This is a genomic window from Oleiharenicola lentus (assembly GCF_051660365.1).
GTDB lineage: Bacteria > Verrucomicrobiota > Verrucomicrobiia > Opitutales > Opitutaceae > Lacunisphaera > Lacunisphaera lenta_A.
On record NZ_JBOZXB010000001.1, the window covers coordinates 2,820,106 to 2,836,739 of the forward strand.

14 protein-coding genes and 1 tRNA gene are annotated in these 16,634 nt (G+C 58.2%); 9 read left to right on the plus strand and 6 right to left on the minus strand.

Translation table 11 applies throughout. The features are described 5' to 3' along the window. Positions 1-114 precede the first annotated feature (114 nt). The 6 genes from ACRRQW_RS10690 to ACRRQW_RS10715 form a co-directional block, all read right to left on the minus strand. On the minus strand, positions 115-1,233 hold the full coding sequence (locus ACRRQW_RS10690; protein ID WP_438481351.1) for an ABC transporter permease: 1,119 nt from the start codon (positions 1,231-1,233) through the stop codon (positions 115-117). A gap of 131 nt (positions 1,234-1,364) precedes the next feature. Continuing rightward, the gene (gene araD, locus ACRRQW_RS10695; RefSeq protein WP_438481352.1) at positions 1,365-2,072 is read right to left on the minus strand and encodes an L-ribulose-5-phosphate 4-epimerase AraD; all 708 of its coding nucleotides are present in this window, start codon (positions 2,070-2,072) and stop codon (positions 1,365-1,367) included. A gap of 92 nt (positions 2,073-2,164) precedes the next feature. Further along, positions 2,165-3,667 (minus strand): L-arabinose isomerase, encoded by a 1,503-nt coding sequence (gene araA / locus ACRRQW_RS10700; protein WP_438481353.1) that lies wholly within the window; start codon positions 3,665-3,667, stop codon positions 2,165-2,167. Positions 3,668-3,810: 143 nt separating this feature from the next. After that, the gene (locus tag ACRRQW_RS10705) at positions 3,811-5,391 is read right to left on the minus strand and encodes an alpha-N-arabinofuranosidase (protein ID WP_438481354.1); all 1,581 of its coding nucleotides are present in this window, start codon (positions 5,389-5,391) and stop codon (positions 3,811-3,813) included. Positions 5,392-5,512: 121 nt separating this feature from the next. Then, positions 5,513-7,168, minus strand: coding sequence for a ribulokinase (locus tag ACRRQW_RS10710; protein WP_438481355.1), 1,656 nt, complete (start codon positions 7,166-7,168; stop codon positions 5,513-5,515). Positions 7,169-7,266: 98 nt separating this feature from the next. After that, positions 7,267-7,713, minus strand: coding sequence for a cytochrome b562 (locus ACRRQW_RS10715; protein ID WP_438481356.1), 447 nt, complete (start codon positions 7,711-7,713; stop codon positions 7,267-7,269). A gap of 173 nt (positions 7,714-7,886) precedes the next feature. On the opposite strand from ACRRQW_RS10715, the gene ACRRQW_RS10720 reads away from it, so the two are divergent. The 9 genes from ACRRQW_RS10720 to ACRRQW_RS10760 all read left to right on the plus strand — a co-directional run bounded on the left by ACRRQW_RS10720 (position 7,887) and on the right by ACRRQW_RS10760 (position 16,581). Further along, entirely contained in the window at positions 7,887-8,837 is a 951-nt protein-coding gene (locus tag ACRRQW_RS10720; protein WP_438481357.1) for an ABC transporter substrate-binding protein, read from the plus strand. Positions 8,838-8,944: 107 nt separating this feature from the next. Beyond that, positions 8,945-10,456: a sugar ABC transporter ATP-binding protein gene (locus ACRRQW_RS10725; RefSeq protein ID WP_438481358.1), complete on the plus strand. Its 1,512-nt coding sequence runs from the start codon at positions 8,945-8,947 to the stop codon at positions 10,454-10,456. 202 nt (positions 10,457-10,658) lie between these two features. Next, positions 10,659-11,663 carry an ABC transporter permease gene (locus tag ACRRQW_RS10730; RefSeq protein ID WP_438481359.1) on the plus strand — a complete coding sequence of 335 codons (1,005 nt, stop codon included), beginning with the start codon at positions 10,659-10,661 and terminating at the stop codon, positions 11,661-11,663. Next, a complete protein-coding gene (gene yjfF / locus ACRRQW_RS10735) occupies positions 11,660-12,658 on the plus strand; it encodes a galactofuranose ABC transporter, permease protein YjfF (protein ID WP_438481360.1) in 999 nt (332 codons plus the stop codon). Before ACRRQW_RS10730 ends, yjfF begins: the two co-directional genes overlap by 4 nt. 224 nt (positions 12,659-12,882) lie before the next feature. After that, positions 12,883-13,749: a 30S ribosomal protein S2 gene (rpsB, locus tag ACRRQW_RS10740; protein WP_438481361.1), complete on the plus strand. Its 867-nt coding sequence runs from the start codon at positions 12,883-12,885 to the stop codon at positions 13,747-13,749. Positions 13,750-13,771: 22 nt separating this feature from the next. After that, positions 13,772-14,362: a translation elongation factor Ts gene (locus tag ACRRQW_RS10745; protein ID WP_438481362.1), complete on the plus strand. Its 591-nt coding sequence runs from the start codon at positions 13,772-13,774 to the stop codon at positions 14,360-14,362. Between the two features lie 300 nt (positions 14,363-14,662). Continuing rightward, complete coding sequence (locus ACRRQW_RS10750; protein WP_438481363.1) at positions 14,663-15,070, plus strand: DUF983 domain-containing protein; 408 nt, start codon at positions 14,663-14,665, stop codon at positions 15,068-15,070. 71 nt (positions 15,071-15,141) lie between these two features. Then, a tRNA-Ser gene (locus tag ACRRQW_RS10755) sits at positions 15,142-15,229 on the plus strand. 83 nt (positions 15,230-15,312) lie between these two features. Then, positions 15,313-16,581, plus strand: a complete 1,269-nt coding sequence (locus ACRRQW_RS10760) for a hypothetical protein (RefSeq protein WP_438481364.1) — start codon at positions 15,313-15,315, stop codon at positions 16,579-16,581. Positions 16,582-16,634 lie beyond the last annotated feature (53 nt).

The following is a 16,634-nucleotide window of genomic DNA, read 5'->3' on the forward strand; positions in this document are numbered from 1 at the left end:
GGTTTTCACGGATGGATACGGATCAGGGCACGGATTTTTCAGATTTTGAAAGCATCGGTGGAACCCGTCTTTATCCGTGTGATCCGTGGTTAAAGAGAATGAGCGAACGCGGCATCACGCAACTTTCGCGGCGGTGAGACGGCGCTTGGAGAGCCAGGTGTTGACGTTGTCGAGGACGACTGCGGCGATCACCACGGAACCGATGATGATTTGGCTGTAATTTTGATCGATGCCGAGGATGACGATGCCGCTGGAAATCATCTGGATAATCAGCGCCCCGAGCACGACACCCAGCGCCGAACCGCGGCCGCCGCTTAAGCTCGCGCCGCCCACGACCGCGGCGGCGATAACGTTGAGTTCGTAACCTTGGCCATCGCCTGAAGTGGCCGCGCCATAATAACCGAGCGAAAGCAATGCGGCCACACCTGCAGACAGGCCGGAGATGAGATACACGCCGAGTTTGACTCGCTCGACGCGGATGCCGCTGAAGCGCGACGCGAGTTCGTTGCCGCCCACGGCGTAAACGCGACGTCCCGCCGCCATGCGTGAAAGGACGATCCACCCTGCAATCAGCACGAAGATCATCGTCAGGAGCGGCACGAGACTGAGCCCGTTGCCCACTTCGAGGCGCACCACATCGCGCAAACTCGTGGGGAAGCCGCCGACGGAATTCCCTTTGGTAATCACAAACGCGATGCCGCGCAAAATCGCCATCGAGCCGAGAGTGATGATAAAGGGATGCACGCGCAGCAGGACGATCAGTCCGCCATTGAACGCCCCACACGCCGCCGCCGTGCCCAAACACGCGGCGATACCCAGCGCGAGACCGAGGGTTCCAGAATCAGCCCCGGCGCCCGCGGGGCCGTAATAATTGAGCACTGTCGCGCCGAGCACGGAGGCGAGCGCGTAGGTGGAGCCGACGGAGAGATCGATGCCGCCCGAGATGATCACGAACGCCATGCCGACAGCCATGATCGCGATGAAACTGGTGTCCTTGGCGAGTTGCGCGAGATTCTGGGCATTAAGAAATTTATTTTTCTCAACGAAAGCCGGCACACGTTCGCCGTCGGCATTCGTGGTGAACACGCGTTCGCGGGATCCATCGGCGGCGCGTTCGAATTGCGGGGTGCGCACCGTGCCGCTGAAGGCGGTCAGCAACACGCCGAGCGCGAGGATAACGAGCAGCAAGCCACTTTCTTGAAAGCGCAGGAGTGAGCGAAGGGGAGAAGACATCGGGAAGCCGGCACGCGCCGGAAAGCTCCGCTACTTCGAGGGAGGCGCGGGTAATGGTCAACGCTGGAGGTTGTCAGCATTGTTGACTGCCTGCGGTCTACCCGGAGGTCAGGTCCTACCACTGACGCGCTTCAGCAGTTGCCCGGCTGGCCGTAGTAAGCGCCGGGGCCGTGCTTGCGCTTGAAATGTTTCGCGAGGAGCTCGGGCTCGATGGTTTTGAGTTTCGGTTCGAGCGAGAGCGACATGAGCGCCAGGTGGGCGATGCACTCGACGGCGACGGCGACTTCGACAGCCTTGGCGACAGATTTACTCCACGTAAACGGCGCGTGCCGGTTTACCAGGATTCCCGGAAAATCGAGCGGCTCGAATTTCGCTTCGACGAAACGCTCCACGATTACTTTGCCCGTTTCCCATTCGTAGGCACCGCCGCTGATTTCCTCGGCAGTCATTTTGCGCGTCACGGGAATGTTACCGTTAAAATAATCCGCGTGCGTGGTTCCAAAAATCGGAATTTCGCGACCAGCCTGCGCGAACGCCGTGGCGTGCGACGAATGCGTGTGCACGACGCCGCCGACCTCAGGAAACGCGAGGAACAGGTGGCGATGAGTCGGCGTGTCGGACGAGGGGTTCAATTTCCCCTCAACCTTGGTCCCTTCGAGATCGATGAGCACCATGTCGGCTGGTTTCAGATCCGCGTAAGCCACTCCGCTCGGCTTGATGGCGAAGATGCCTTGAGAGCGATCGAGGGCGGAAGCGTTGCCGAAAGTGAGATTGATCAAGCCATGCTTTGGCAGGGCAATGTTCGCTTCGTAAGCTTCGCGTTTAAGTTCGGTTAACATGGTGAGACGTTTTTTTAAACCACAGAGACACAGAGTTCACGGAGAGAAATTGGATTTCTCTGTGTTCTCTGTGCCTCTGTGGTTAATTTAAATTAGACCCGGATGCCTTGCGCGAGGTGGTAGTAAACCTCGTTGTTGCGCAGGTCTTGTTTCAATTGCGACAGCGTCGTGTCGGCGTTGATGACGACGGTTTCGATGCCGGCGATGGTCGCGAAATCCTCGAGCATCTCTGTCGTGACGACGTAACTGTAACCGGTGTGGTGCGCGCCGCCGGCGTAGATCCACGCGGCACACGCGGTCTTGAAGTCGGGTTTGCATTCCCACACGGCACGCGCGACGGGGAGCTTCGGCAGCTTTGGGGTTTTGACGGCTTTGACTTCGTTGACGATGAGACGGAAACGGTTGCCGAGATCGACGAGCGAGGCGTTGAGCGCTTCGCCGGTGGGCGCATCGAACACGAGGCGCACGGGGTCGTCTTTGCCGCCGATGCCGAGTGGGTGGATTTCCACTGCGGCTTTGCCGGATGCGATCGACGGGCAGATTTCCAACATGTGCGAGCCGAGCACTTGGTGGCCCTTCGGCGACATATGGTAAGTGTAATCTTCCATGAACGACGTGCGTTCGCCGCCGGCCATGACTTTCATCGCGCGCACGAGCGTGGCGGTTTTCCAATCACCTTCGCCACCGAAGCCGTAGCCCTGGCCCATCAGGCGTTGCGTGGCCATGCCGGGAAGCTGTTTCAACCCGTGCAAATCTTCGAACGTGTCCGTGAAACCTTTGTAGCCGCCTTCTTCGAGGAAGGCGCCCATGCCGAGTTCGAGGCGCGCGCTGTAACGGAGTTCTTCGTGACGCGCGCCGCCTTTGCGGAGCGGTTTCACGACGGCGTAAATTTTTTCGTAGTCCGCGCAGAGTGCGTTCACGTCCGCGTCGGTGGCGGCGTTTACTTTTTCAACAAGATCGCCGACGCCGTGCGTGTTCACCGCGTAGCCAAATTTAATTTCGGTCGCGACTTTATCGCCTTCCGTGACGGCGACCTGGCGCATGTTGTCGCCGAAGCGGACGAAGCGCGCGCCCTGCCAGTCATGCCACGCGCGCGCGGCGCGTTGCCACGCAGCGATGCGTTCGTGGACTTCTGGATCGCTCCAGTGGCCAACGACGACTTTGCGGCCGAGGCGCATGCGCGTGTGGATGAAACCCGCTTCGCGATCACCGTGTGCCGCTTGGTTCAGGTTCATGAAATCCATGTCGATCGTGTTCCACGGCAGGTCGCGGTTGAACTGCGTGTGCAGGTGCAGGAACGGTTTTTTCAACACGCTCAGGCCGCGGATCCACATCTTTGACGGCGAGAACGTGTGCATCCAGAGAATGAGGCCGGCACAGTTCGTCGCGTTGTTGGCTTCGAGCATCACGTTGGTGATCTCGTCGGGCGTGACGACCAGCGCTTTGAAGACGATCTTCAACGGGAGTTTTTTCGATTTCGAAAGTCCGTCCACGACGGCGGAGGCGTTTTCGGCGACCTGCTTGAGCGGGCCGGGGCCATAGAGGTGCTGCGATCCGCAGACGAACCAGATTTCAGGAGAGGCGAGGAGTTTCATGGGAAGAAGTAAAAGTTGAGAGTTGAGAGCTGAGAGACCGGGCGACGTTGAGACGGATTGGGAATCGTTCTTCGTTCTCTTACTTTTCTCGTTCTCTCGAATTTTTTTGAGAACGAGAAGGAGAACGAAGAACGAGAATGATTTTATTCGAGCGCGAGCACGACGACGGATTTGGCGGGTAGGGTGATCGTGAGCGCGTTGCCGGTGAGCGTTGCACCGGTGAAGGTGGCAGGCTTGACCGCCTCGGGTGCGGCGAAGGTGTTGTGCGAATTCATCGCGGGCGCGGTGAGGATGCGACCGGTGACGGTTTTGGTGGCCGCGCCGTCGAGCGTGCACGTCACGGTGATGGGCGAAGTTGGGTTCGTGTTAACCAGCGAGAGGTGAATTTTTCCGGCGGCGTTGCGCGACGCAGAGGCGCTGACTGCAGGAATTTTTTCGCTGCTGTAGGCGTAGTCGGGCGTCTTTAAGTCGACGGCGAGCGAGGTCGCGTCCTGATGGACTTTGAACATCTCGAACACGTGGTAAGTCGGCGTGAGTAGCATCTTTTCCTTGTCGGTCAGAATCACGGCTTGGAGCACGTTGATGGTCTGCGCGATGTTCGCCATCGTCACGCGGTCGGCGTATTTGTGGAAGACATGGAAATTCAGCGCAGCCACGACGGCGTCGCGCATCGTGTTTTGTTGGTAAAGGAAACCGGGATTCGTGCCGGGCTCGACATCATACCACGTGCCCCATTCGTCGACGATCAGGCCGACTTTTTTCTCGGGGTCGTATTTGTCCATGATCTTGCCGTGCTCCGCGACCAGGTAATCCATGCGCAGCGTGCGACGCAGTGTCGTGATCCACGCGGCCTCTTCGAACTCGGTGGAGGAGCCTTTGGTTTTCCAGTTGCCGGTCGGCAACGTATACCAGTGCAACGAGAGGCCGTTCATCTGTTTGCCGGCGTTTTTCATCATGACCTCGGTCCAGTTGAGGTCTTCGCCGCTGGAGCCGCACGCAATGCGGTAGAGGCGATTGTCGGGGTTAAAGTTTTTCGCGAAGGTATTAAACTGACGGTAAACATCGGCGTAAAACTCGGGGCGCATGTTGCCGCCGCAGCCCCAGCTCTCGTTGCCGATGCCGAGGTATTTTACCTTCCACGCTTTCTCACGGCCGTGCGCGCGACGCATGTTAGCCATCGGCGTTTGCGCGTCGCTTGTGAGGTAGTCGATCCACTCCATCATTTCTTTCACGGTGCCGCTGCCGACGTTGACGGCGATGTAGGGCTCAGTGCCGAGGATTTCGCACAGGTCCATGAACTCGTGCGTGCCGAAGTGATTGTTTTCCACGACGCCGCCCCAATGGGAATTAAACACCGACGGACGCGACTCGCGCGGTCCGATGCCGTCCTTCCAATGATACTCGTCCGCGAAACAACCGCCCGGCCAGCGCAGCACGGGAATGTTCAGGTTTTTCAGCGCCGCGATCACGTCGTTGCGCAGACCGCGTGTGTTGGGAATCGGCGAATCCGGGCCGACCCAAATGCCTTCGTAAATGCAGCGCCCCAAATGCTCCGCGAAATGTCCGTAGATGTTTCGGTTGATGATCGGGCCAGGTTTGTTCGCGTTGAGAGTGAGGGTGGCGTTCGCGCCGGATTCCGCGGCGCGCGCCGAAAACGAAACGAACGAACATGTGGCCGTGAGCGCGAGCAGGCCAAAGCGAAGGAGGCGGGTGGGGGTAATCATAAAAATCTTTCTCTTAGTTCCTACTCTTAATCTTTCTCTCGGAATTTTGGGTTGGATCGAAGCGCTTGCGGGAAACGATTGAAGAGAAAGAGTAAGCGGGAGGAGAAAGATTGGCGGACCGTTAAGCGCCGCCCTTCAGCACCAGTAGATCCTTCATCACGCCGGACAGATCCGCGTTTTTGTTCAGGCCGCCGAGCGAGTCGTGCAGCTGGCGGTAGAGCGCGTAGAGCTGCGAGTAAGTTTTTTGCGCGGCGGGCTTTGGCTTGTAGGCGACTTTCTTGAGTGAAGTCATCTTCTTTTGCGCGGTCGGGAAATCCTTGTGCGCGCCCGCGAGCACCGACGCCGCAATCGCACCGCCGAGCGCGCAGGCTTGCGACGAACCCGCGACAAGCATCGTGCATCCCGTGATATCCGCGTAGATTTGCATCAGCATCGGATTTTTCTCCGCGATGCCGCCGGCGCAGACGACGCGGTCAATCGGCACACCGTATTCCTTAATGCGTTCGATGATCGCGCGCGCGCCGAAGGCCGTCGCTTCGATCAGCGCGCGATAAACTTCCGCCTGTGTCGTGTGCAGCGTGAAACCGACGATCGTGCCGGTGAGTAACGGATCGACGAGGATCGTGCGATTGCCGTTTTGCCAGTCGAGCGCGAGCAAGCCACTTTGGCCGGGCTTGAGTTTCGCGGCTTCGCTCGTGAGTTGCGCGTGGAGCTCAGGTTTGCCTTTGCAGACAACCTCGACCCACCATTTGAAAATATCACCAACGGCGGACTGGCCGGCTTCGATTCCGTAGAATCCGGGGAGAATCGCGCCTTTGACGATGCCGCAAATGCCGGGAATATCGGGAACCGTTTTGGTTGCAGAAACGACGCCGCAATCGCACGTCGAGGTGCCGATCACTTTGACGAGCGTGCCTTCCGCGACGCCGCTTCCGATGGCGCCGTAGTGGACATCCATCTCGCCAATTGCGATGGGGATGTCGGCGGGCAGGCCGAGTTTCTTGGCCCATGCTGCACACAAAACGCCGGCGGACGTGGTGGCGTCGTAGGCTTTTTCGTAAAGGCGGTCGCGGAGTGCCGCGAGTTTGGCATCAAGCAGCGTGAGAAACTCTTTGTCAGGCAGCCCGCCCCAATCGTCGGCGTAGAGCGCTTTGTGGCCGGCGCAGCAGACACCGCGCACGACTTTTTCCGGAGAGTCCGCTCCGGCGAGCACCGACGGCACCCAATCGGCGAGTTCCACCCACGAGTAAGCGGCGTCGAAGACTTTCGGCGCGACGTTTTTGCAGTGCCAGATTTTCGACCAGAACCACTCGGAGGAATACGTGTTGCCGCACTTCGCGATGAACTGCGGACGGTGCGCGGCGGCGAGTGCGGTGATCTGCCGCGCTTCGCGCCAGCTGGTGTGATCTTTCCAGAGCCAGCATTGGGCGTGGAGATTTTTTGCCCACTTCTTCGAGAGCGCGAGCGGCACGTTTTTGTCGTCGACCGGAATCGGTGACGAGCCGGTGGTGTCGACGCCGATGCCGATGATTTTGGCGGAGTCGAAACCTTTGGTTTTCTTCGCCTGGACGAGCGCGAGCTTTACGGATTTCTCGAGGCCAAAAAGGTAGTCGGCGGGATTTTGGCGCGCGAGATTGTGGTCTTTCGGATCGAGCAAGATACCTTGCGAACCGGAAGGGTAGTTGACGACGCCGGTGCCAAGTTCAGCGCCATCGGCGCAGCGAACAACGAGGGCGCGCACAGAATTCGTGCCGTAATCAATGCCAAGGGTATACACGTGAGAAGATGAGTTAAGGTTGTTGGGAAAAAGAGGTAAATGCCGCCGCCGGCTGACAGTCATATCGCGTGAGATGCGTTTACGCTGACGCGAGTCCGTCAGTTATCCTTGCGACGATATTCCTTGTGACCTTCGCGCTCGAGCGTGCCGATTTTTTTGACGATTTCTTGCGCCCCGGCGTTGTCGTTTGCTTGCAGCGCGGCGGTGAGTTTATCGAGTTCGGCCACGAACGCTTTCATCTGCTTCTGGTAGCCCTCGATGTATTTGGCGCGGTCAGCTTCAGGAAGATCCTTGGCTTTGTCCGGCGCGAGTTCGGTGGATTTTTCGGCGGCGGTCTTGACCCTCGCGATGAGTTCCAGCGTGGAAGCGTTGCTGGCGGGATCGGTGATCTGACGGCGGACTTTGCGCCACGAGCTGTTGATCGTGCTCATCGCGCGGGCGAGTTCGGTTTCCGGTTCGCGCGGTGCCGGCTGGGAGAAACCGGTCGCGGCAATTGCGCAAGACAGGACCAAAATAAAAATGGAGCGGAGGCGGGGTGCGGTCATGGAGGGAGCGAAAACTAAGGTGTTTGGAGTAAAAAAGACCAGTGCTGAAATATCACGGCATTCGCATAAAAACTGACTGTAATGTAAGAGTGGGAATTGTGAGTTTGCGGCAGGCGGGGGAAATCACTGCTAATGTTTGCCTGTTCGGTGTCATTATCCCTGTTTCTACCCTTATGAAATACTCCCCTGTCTTTAAATGCTTCGTTGCTGGTGTCGCGATTTGTGCGGCGGTGCTCAGTTCTGCGGCTGATAAAAAACTCAAAATTGGCTTCGCCCAAACCGGGGCTGAAAGCGCGTGGCGCACGGCGAATTCCGATTCGATGAAGGCCGAAGCGGAAAAACGCGGCATCGATCTCAAATTCTCCGACGGCCAGGGCAAACAAGAGAACCAGATCCGGGCCGTGCGTTCGTTTATCACGCAACGCGTCGACGCCATCGTGCTCGCGCCGCTCGTCGAGACGGGTTGGGACAATGTGCTTCGCGAAGCCAAGCGCGCGAAAATCCCTGTCATCATTACTGATCGCACGATTCAAACGACCGACGAGTCGCTGTTCGTGTGTTTCATCGGTTCCGACTTTTTCGAAGAGGGCCGCATGGCCGCCGATTGGCTCGGCAAAGCGACCGGTGGCAAGGGCCGCATCGTCGAACTGCAAGGCACGCCCGGCTCCGCGCCGGCGAATGATCGCCGCAAAGCCTTCGCTGAGGGCATCGCGAAATTTCCCGAGTTGAAGATCATCGATTCGCAAAGCGGCGACTTCCGCCGCGCAGGTGGCAAAGAAGTGATGGAAGCATTTCTCAAGAAGCACGGCAAAAACATCGACATCGTGTATGCTCACAACGACGACATGGCGCTCGGTGCCATTCAAGCGATTGAGGCCGCCGGCCTGAAGCCCGGCACCGACATCAAGATTGTGTCCATCGACGCGATCAAAGAAGGCGTGCAAGCTGTCGCCGACGGAAAAATCAACTGCGTCGTCGAGTGCAATCCGCTCTTCGGCCCGAAAGTTTACGACACCATCGAAGCAATTCTCGCCGGCAAGGAAGTGCCGAAGAAAGCGTTCAACAAAGACGAACTCTTCGACAAAACCAACGCCGCCGCGGCCCTGCCGAAGCGCCAGTATTAAAAGCAGCATCCGCTAATTGACGCTAATCAACGCTAATTCTCAGGAGGAGTTCTCCTTAATCAGCGAAATTAGCGTTCATTAGCCGTTAAATAATTTTGGCTCTACTAGTGTCTAATCACGAGCTCCTCGAATTACGCGGAATTGGGAAACGGTTTCCTGGCGTCGTCGCGTTGGCGGGCGTGGATTTCACGGTGCGCGCGGGCGAGATTCACGCGCTGCTCGGCGAAAATGGCGCGGGTAAATCCACGCTGATCAAAGTGCTCACTGGCGTGTATTCTGCCGATGAGGGCAAGATTCGTTTTGACGGAAAAAACATCGCGCCGCGCGCGCCGAAAGACGCTGAACTTCTCGGCATCAGCACCGTGTATCAGGAAGTGAATTTGGTGCCGTCGCTATCGGTGGCGGAAAACATCACGCTCGGACGCCAGCCCGGCGCGTTGGGATTTCTGAACTGGCGCGCGATTCGGCGTCGGGCGAAAGCCGCGCTCGCGCGACTCGAAGTCGACGTCGATGTGGACGTCGAACTCGGCTCGCTCTCTGTCGCAATGCAGCAAATGGTCGCGATTGCCCGCGCGCTCGATACGCAGGCAAAGCTACTCGTGCTCGACGAACCGACCGCGAGTCTCGACGAAAAGGAAGTTGCGGAATTGTTTAAAGTGATGCGCAAGCTGCGCGGCGAAGGTCTGGGCCTCGTGTTCGTCACGCATTTCCTCGACCAGGTTTACGCCGTCACCGATCGGTTAACGGTGTTGCGCAACGGTCAACTTGTCGGCGAATACTCGACGGCGGAACTTACGCGGCTACAACTCGTGGGGAAAATGTTGGGACGCGAAGTGCACGAAACGGATTTCGCCGCGAGTGCGGCAGCCTTCACGAAGCAGGCGACGACGTCCGTGCTTGGCGTCAAAAATTTCGGCCGGCGCGGTGCAGTTGCACCGATGGATTTATCCATCGCGGCGGGAGAAGTGGTCGGACTTGGTGGATTGCTGGGCTCGGGCCGCACGGAGACGGCGCGGCTGTTGTTCGGCATCGACCAGGCGGACAGCGGCGAGCTGCGTGTGAAGGGCGCGTCGGCCAAAATCCGCACGCCGCGCGACGCGGTCGCGCAAGGGCTGGCGTTTTGCTCGGAAGATCGAAAAGCCGAAGGCATTTTGCCGAATTTGTCCGTGCGCGAGAATTTGATTTTAGCGCTCCAAGGGAAGCGTGGCGCGCTGCGGCCGCTCGGTCGCACCGAACAAGAGCAGTTGTGCGAGCACTACATCCGCGCGCTACGCATCAAAACCGCCGATGCGGAAGTGCCGATTAAAAACCTCTCCGGCGGGAATCAGCAAAAAGTATTGTTGGCGCGGTGGCTCGCGACGCAACCGGCGATCATCATTCTCGATGAACCGACGCGCGGCATCGATATTGGTGCGAAACAGGAAATTGAGCAGCTAATCGCGAAGTTGCGCGACGACGGCCTGGCGGTGGTTTTCATTTCTTCGGAAATCGAGGAAGTGGTGCGCAACTGTTCGCGCGTGCTGGTGTTGCGCGAACGCAAGTTGACGGGCGAAGTCACCGGCGCGGAACTCAACACGGAGCGCCTGATGCAATTGATGGCCGGCACCCACGAAGCATGAGCGCGCAAAATTACTCTTGGAACTCTGTTGTGAATTGGAGGCGGGGCCATCAGCCCCGCGAGTTAGCGGCTGCGATTGTGATGCCTCGCGGGGCTGATGGCCCCGCCACCAAAGGAATCTGTCTTAGGTGGAACGCGCTGACCCCGGCGCGTTTTCAGGGCATGCGAATTTCTCCACGCGTGGAGGCCAACGCGTTTCGCCCATGACCACCGCCGAACTCAAACGGGAAGTGCGCGTGGTTACGTGGCCGCTGGCGGGATTGCTGGCGCTGGTCGTGCTCAATGCGATTTTCGATCCGGCTTTTCTGAAAATCACGCTGCTCGACGGACATCTTTACGGCGTGCCGGTGGATATTTTTACGCAGGCGTCGCGCACGATGCTCGTCGCGCTCGGCATGACGCTCGTGATCGCGACCGGAGGCGTGGATTTATCGGTCGGCTCGGTCGTCGCGATTGCCGGCGCGGTGTGCGCGGTGCTGTTGCAAAGCGGACATGGCTTGATGCTGACGATTGCGGCGGCGATGGGCGCGGGCGTGCTGGCGGGCACGGCGAATGGCGTGCTGGTCGCGCGGGTGGGCGTGCAACCGATCGTGGCGACACTCATCTTGATGGTCGCTGGTCGCGGGGTGGCGCAGCTGATCGTCGACGGGCAAGTGATCATTATTAAGAATCAATCGTTCGAATTTCTCGCGAACGGCTTTGTGCTGGGTGTGCCATTTGCGCCGGTGCTCGTGCTGACGTTGTTCGCGTTGACGCATCTCGTGGTGCGGAAAACGGCGCTCGGGCTTTTCATCGAAGCGGTCGGGGACAATGAAACGGCGAGTCGTTTCGCGGGTCTCGCGGCGGCGCGGATCAAGGCGCTCGTTTACGTGTTTTGCGGCGCGTGCGCGGGCTTGGCCGGGGTGCTCGTGGCAGCAAATATCCAGGCGGCGGACTCGTATCGCGCGGGTGAAAACCTGGAGCTCGATGCGATTTTTGCGGTGGTGGTGGGCGGCACGGCGTTGAGCGGAGGGCGCTTTGTGATTCTTGGCACGGTGATCGGTGCGCTGCTAATTCAAACACTCACGACCACGATGTATAATCTCGGCGTGCCGCCGGCCGTGGCGCCGGTGCCGAAGGCCTTGCTCATTATCGCAGTGGCGTTGCTGCAATCGGATAAGGTCGGGCGCTGGCTCGGCGGATTGTTCAAGAAAAAGGCGAGCGCATGAGTCGCCTTCACTCAGATGCTACGGCACGCCGAGGCCACGCGGTCGGACGGCTGGTGTCGCGGAATCTCACGTTGATTGTCACGGCGGCGATTTTTGCGGCGTTGTTCGGCGCGGCTTCGAAGTTCTACGACGGTTTTTTCTCGGCGTCGGTGTTTGTTAGTCTCCTCGGGGATAATGCGTTTCTCGGCATCGCGGCGGTGGGCATGACGCTGGTGATTTTTTCGGGCGGAATCGATTTGTCGGTCGGCGCGGTGATCGGGTTTACTTCAATTTTCGTCTCGACGCTCATCGAGAGACATCACGTGGCGCCCGGCTTCGCGTGGATCGTGGGTTTGACCGCTGGCACGGCGATGGGCGCGGGCATGGGCGCGTTGATTCATTTTTTCCGGTTGCCGCCGTTTTTAATCACGCTCGCGGGAATGTTTTTTGCGCGAGGACTGGGGTTTTGGATCAGCACCGATTCGGTCGGCATCGCGCATGAGCTCTACGGAAAAATTTCCGGTTTTGAGCTGATGCTTGGCGCGGTCGTATTACCGGCGAATGCGCTGATGTTGCTCGCGGTGATTCTGGCCGGCTACGTGGTGGCGCATCACACGCGGTTCGGGCGCGCGTTGCTGGCGATTGGCGGGAACGAGCAATCGGCGTTGCTCATGGGGCTGCCGATTGGCCGCGCGAAAATCGGTGTGTATGCGCTCAACGGATTTTGCGCGGCGCTGGCGGGAATCGTGGCGACGCTTTACACCGGTTCGGGCAATCCGAGCATGGGCCTCGGGCTGGAATTGGACGCCATCGCGATCGTCGTAATCGGCGGCGCACTGTTGAGCGGCGGACGCGGGCATATGCTCGGGACGTTGCTTGGGGTGCTGATTTTCGGGACGATTCAGGCCGCCATCCTGTTCGACGGGCGACTGAGCTCGTGGTGGATGCGCATCGTGGTGGGCGGGCTGCTGTTAACGTTTATCCTGTTGCAGCGCTATTTCTTGCGAAAGAAGTGAGCCCTGCTTCGAGGTGGGGTTTCCATGCTGCGACGCTCCCGGCTGGGAAATCGCAAGAATCGCTCTTGCCAAGGGGAGGGAAGCTCTCTGTTTTCGCCCATCCTGTTCCTTAAAACCAACTAAACCAAACCGCTGGCGGCGTCCTTACAGGATGACGACGCTGGCAAAAACTGCGATCGCAAGGCGGCCCTCCTTGGCCGACCTGTGTAGCAACTACATAGATCATGAACGTCACTCCTAAAGACCTCCTCGATGCCGGCGTCCACCTCGGTCACCAGACCAAGCGTTGGAACCCGCGCTCCAAGCCGTATGTTTTCGACCATCGTCAAGGCATCACCCTGATCGATCTCGAAAAGACCCACGCCAATCTGCAGAAGGCGTATGACTTTGTCGTCCAGCTCGTGGCTGGCGGCGGCGATGTGCTCCTCGTTGGCACGAAGCGCCAGGCGGTCGAACTCATCAAAGAAGCAGCTGCCGCTACCGGCATGCCTTTCGTCACGACCCGCTGGATGGGCGGCACGCTCACCAATTTCGAGACGATCAAAAAGTCCCTCGCGAAGTATAAAAAATACCAGTCGATGGACGCGGCCGGCGAACTGAAGAAGTTCTCCTCCAAGGAAGAATCCGCCATCCGTCGCGAAATGGCCCGCATGACGCGCAATTTCGACGGCATCATCGGTCTGACCTCGCTGCCGAAAGCGATGTTCGTGGTCGACACGAACTACGAAGAAATCGCCGTGGCGGAAGCAAAACGCGTCGGCATGCCGTCCATCGGCCTCGTCGATACAAACTCCGACCCGACCCAGCTCACTTACCCAATCCCTGGTAACGACGACGCCGCGAAATCCGTGCGCATCATCGTCGAGACCATCGTCGACGCGATCTCGCAAGGCCTCGCCCAGCGCGAAAGCCGCCGCAACGCCCACGCAGCCGCCTCCGGCGTGAACGCTCAAGGCGAAGTCGATCTCGAGAAGATCAACGTCTCCGTCGATCAAAAGGGTGAAGTCGTCGAAGACAAAAACGCTGCCGCCAAAAAGCGCCCGGCCCGCACCGGCGCCAAGAAATCCGCCGTCAGCACCGAGGAAGTTTAATCTCCCAACGCATTTTTTAAAAATGTCTACTGTTACTACCGCCATGATCAGCGAGCTCCGGGAAAAAACCGGAGCCGGTCTGCTCGACGTCAAGAAGGCGCTCGATGAAGCCAAGGGCAACATCGAGGAAGCCACCACGATCCTTCGTAAGAAGCTCGGCAACAAAATCGACAAGCTCGCTTCGCGCGCGACGAAGGAAGGTCTCGTTGAGTCCTACATCCACGTCGGCGGCAAAGTCGGCGTGCTTCTCGAGGTGAATTGCGAAACCGACTTCGTCGCCAAAACCGACGACTTCAAAGCGTTCTGCCGCGACCTCTGCTTGCAGATCGCCGCAGCCGCTCCGGTGTGCGTTCGCCGCGAAGAAGTGCCGGAAGCCGACGTCGCCAAAGAGCGCGACATCGCTTCCGCCGCCCTCGCCGGCAAGCCGCCCGCAGCCGTGCAAAAGATCGTCGAAGGTAAACTCGACAAGTATTACTCGACGGTTGCCTTGCTCGAACAACCGTTCGTCAAGAACCCGGACAAGTTGATTAAAGACCTCCTCACTGAGCAGGTCGGCAAGCTTGGCGAGAACATCCAAGTGCGTCGCTTCACGCGTTATCAGCTCGGCGCTTAATCGCTCCGAAAGCTTTTGAAAAAGGCGCTTCCGCAACGGAGCGCCTTTTTTATTTTCTGAGAGTGGGTCTAAAAAGTCATGTTATTCTGAGCGCAGCGAAGAATCCATCAGCGTTTTCGAGACTTCACTGAGTGACTCATCTCCTGAGGGATCCTTCGCTGCGCTCAGGATGACGATCAAGGTGGCCGTTTTAAGTGCCCTCTGAGTTATGATTCTAGAGGACGTAATAAGACTTATGAGTGTTATCCCTGAATGCAGTGCGCGCTTTCCCTTCGAAAATTATCGGATAAGTTGGCTCTTATGAAAGTCACCCACGGCCAGATTATTGCGCGCGGTCTCACGAACTGTTGCCCTAATTGTGGAGCCAAGACGTTGTTCAAAGAAGGCACCTGGTTTGAACTCGCGGACCAATGCTCGGCGTGCGGCCTGCGGATTGAAAAGGACGAAGGATTTTTTCTTGGCGCGATGGCGATCAACTACGGTGTCACCGTGATTGGTTTTTTATCTCCGGTGGCGATCCTGTGGTATTACGGCGTTTTAGGGCCGAAATTGGCCATCGGACTCGCGCTTGGGGCTGCGGTGTTTTTGCCGCTGTTGCTCTATCGATCGACGCGCAGCTGGCAGCTCATGCTGTATTATAGTTTTCTGCCGCAACACCTGCCGGCCAACCGTCGTGAACTGAGCGCGCTGGAAGACGAAAACGTTTAAAATCCCGCGAAGACGGAGAAGATTCGGCTTCCGTTTTCAGAGGTAGAGCCTACGTTTTCGCGTCTTGTCACGGAGAGGTGGCAGAGTGGTCGATCGCGCCGCACTCGAAATGCGGTGTTCCGAAAGGAACCGGGGGTTCGAATCCCTCCCTCTCCGCCATTCTTACAACGAGTTGCGCACTGTTGGCTCAGAAGTGTGGCAATGTGCGGACCTGACACGGCCTCCTGTTCAAGGAGGCCATCTTGAGAAACGGGCATTTCACCATCAAACGGGAAAACGTTTTTATCCCTCAGCGCGTGGATACGCGGTGCGGTGTAAAGATCACGACCGGCCCTTTCGAATATTGGACCTATCGGTTGACCGGCTGGTTGCGTGGCCGGCGAATCCGCAAGCAGTTCAAATCAATCGAAGAAGCTGAAGGAGCAAAAAATCGATACGAAGTAGCGGCCGCGAATGTTCGCGACGACGTCCGGGCAGTCGCAACGCGACTGGACGCCAAGCAGATTGGGGAGGCCGAGGCGGCTTTTCACCGGCTGGGTAAGCATACACTTTCCTTTGCTGTCGATTGGTTCCTCGCCAACTATCGGCCGCCTAGCACGCCGAGCGGTATTGCGGAGGCCGTGCAGGCCTTTACGGACCTACACCTACCACTTGTTAGCTTCTACGTGGCTCGTGACTACAAACGCGAGCTGGCAGCACTTTGCGCGGCCTTTCCCGCGCGGGAGGTGCATTCTATTTCGACGGAGGAGGTGCATGCCTATCTCGCCCGGCGCCATGTCGGGAAAAAAGCGTGGAATAACATACGCGGTTCGCTTCACGCGTTTTTTGAATTTTGTCGAGTCGCGCCCCGCAAGTGGTGCGAGGAGAATCCGGTGGGCCCGATCATTAAGCATCGTATCTCGCGTGGCATACCGGAGATTTTGTCGGCCGCACGCGCGGCGGAGGTCATGGCCTTCCTGGAGAATTGGCGAGGTGGTAGCCTGGTGCCGTATTTTGCCCTGTGCCTTTTCGCCGGCATTCGCCCAACCGTTCCGCGTGGCGAGGTTTGGAAGCTGGGGAAAATCTCGCCGGCGCAGATGCCTCGTATCGTGGACTCGGCTAATGGAGTAATTCGCATCAGCCCTGATGTTTCCAAGACCCGAGATCTTCGGCAAATTACCATCCAGTCAAATCTCCGCCTATGGCTTGAGTGTTATCCGCTCGATCGCTACCCGATTGTCATTCCGTCGATGAAGAAGCGGGTGACGGAAGTCCGAATGAAATTAGGACTCACCGCCGACGTCTTGCGGCACACGTTCATTTCGATGCACGTGGCCAAATTTAAAAGCCTCGGCGCTGCGGCGCTCGAGGCCGGCAATTCGGAAAGCATCATCAAACGGCATTACCTGAACCTTGTGACCGCAGAAGAAACCTCATTATTTTGGCAGATTCAGCCGCGTGGCGATGCGTTCGCAGAGTCTCGTCATCGGCTTGAAATTTTCAAAGATGTGGCGAAGAAGGTCGTCATCTAGCTGGGCGAAATCTTTGTCTATTCTTCGAGAAAAGCGGGCAAACCCATAAATAC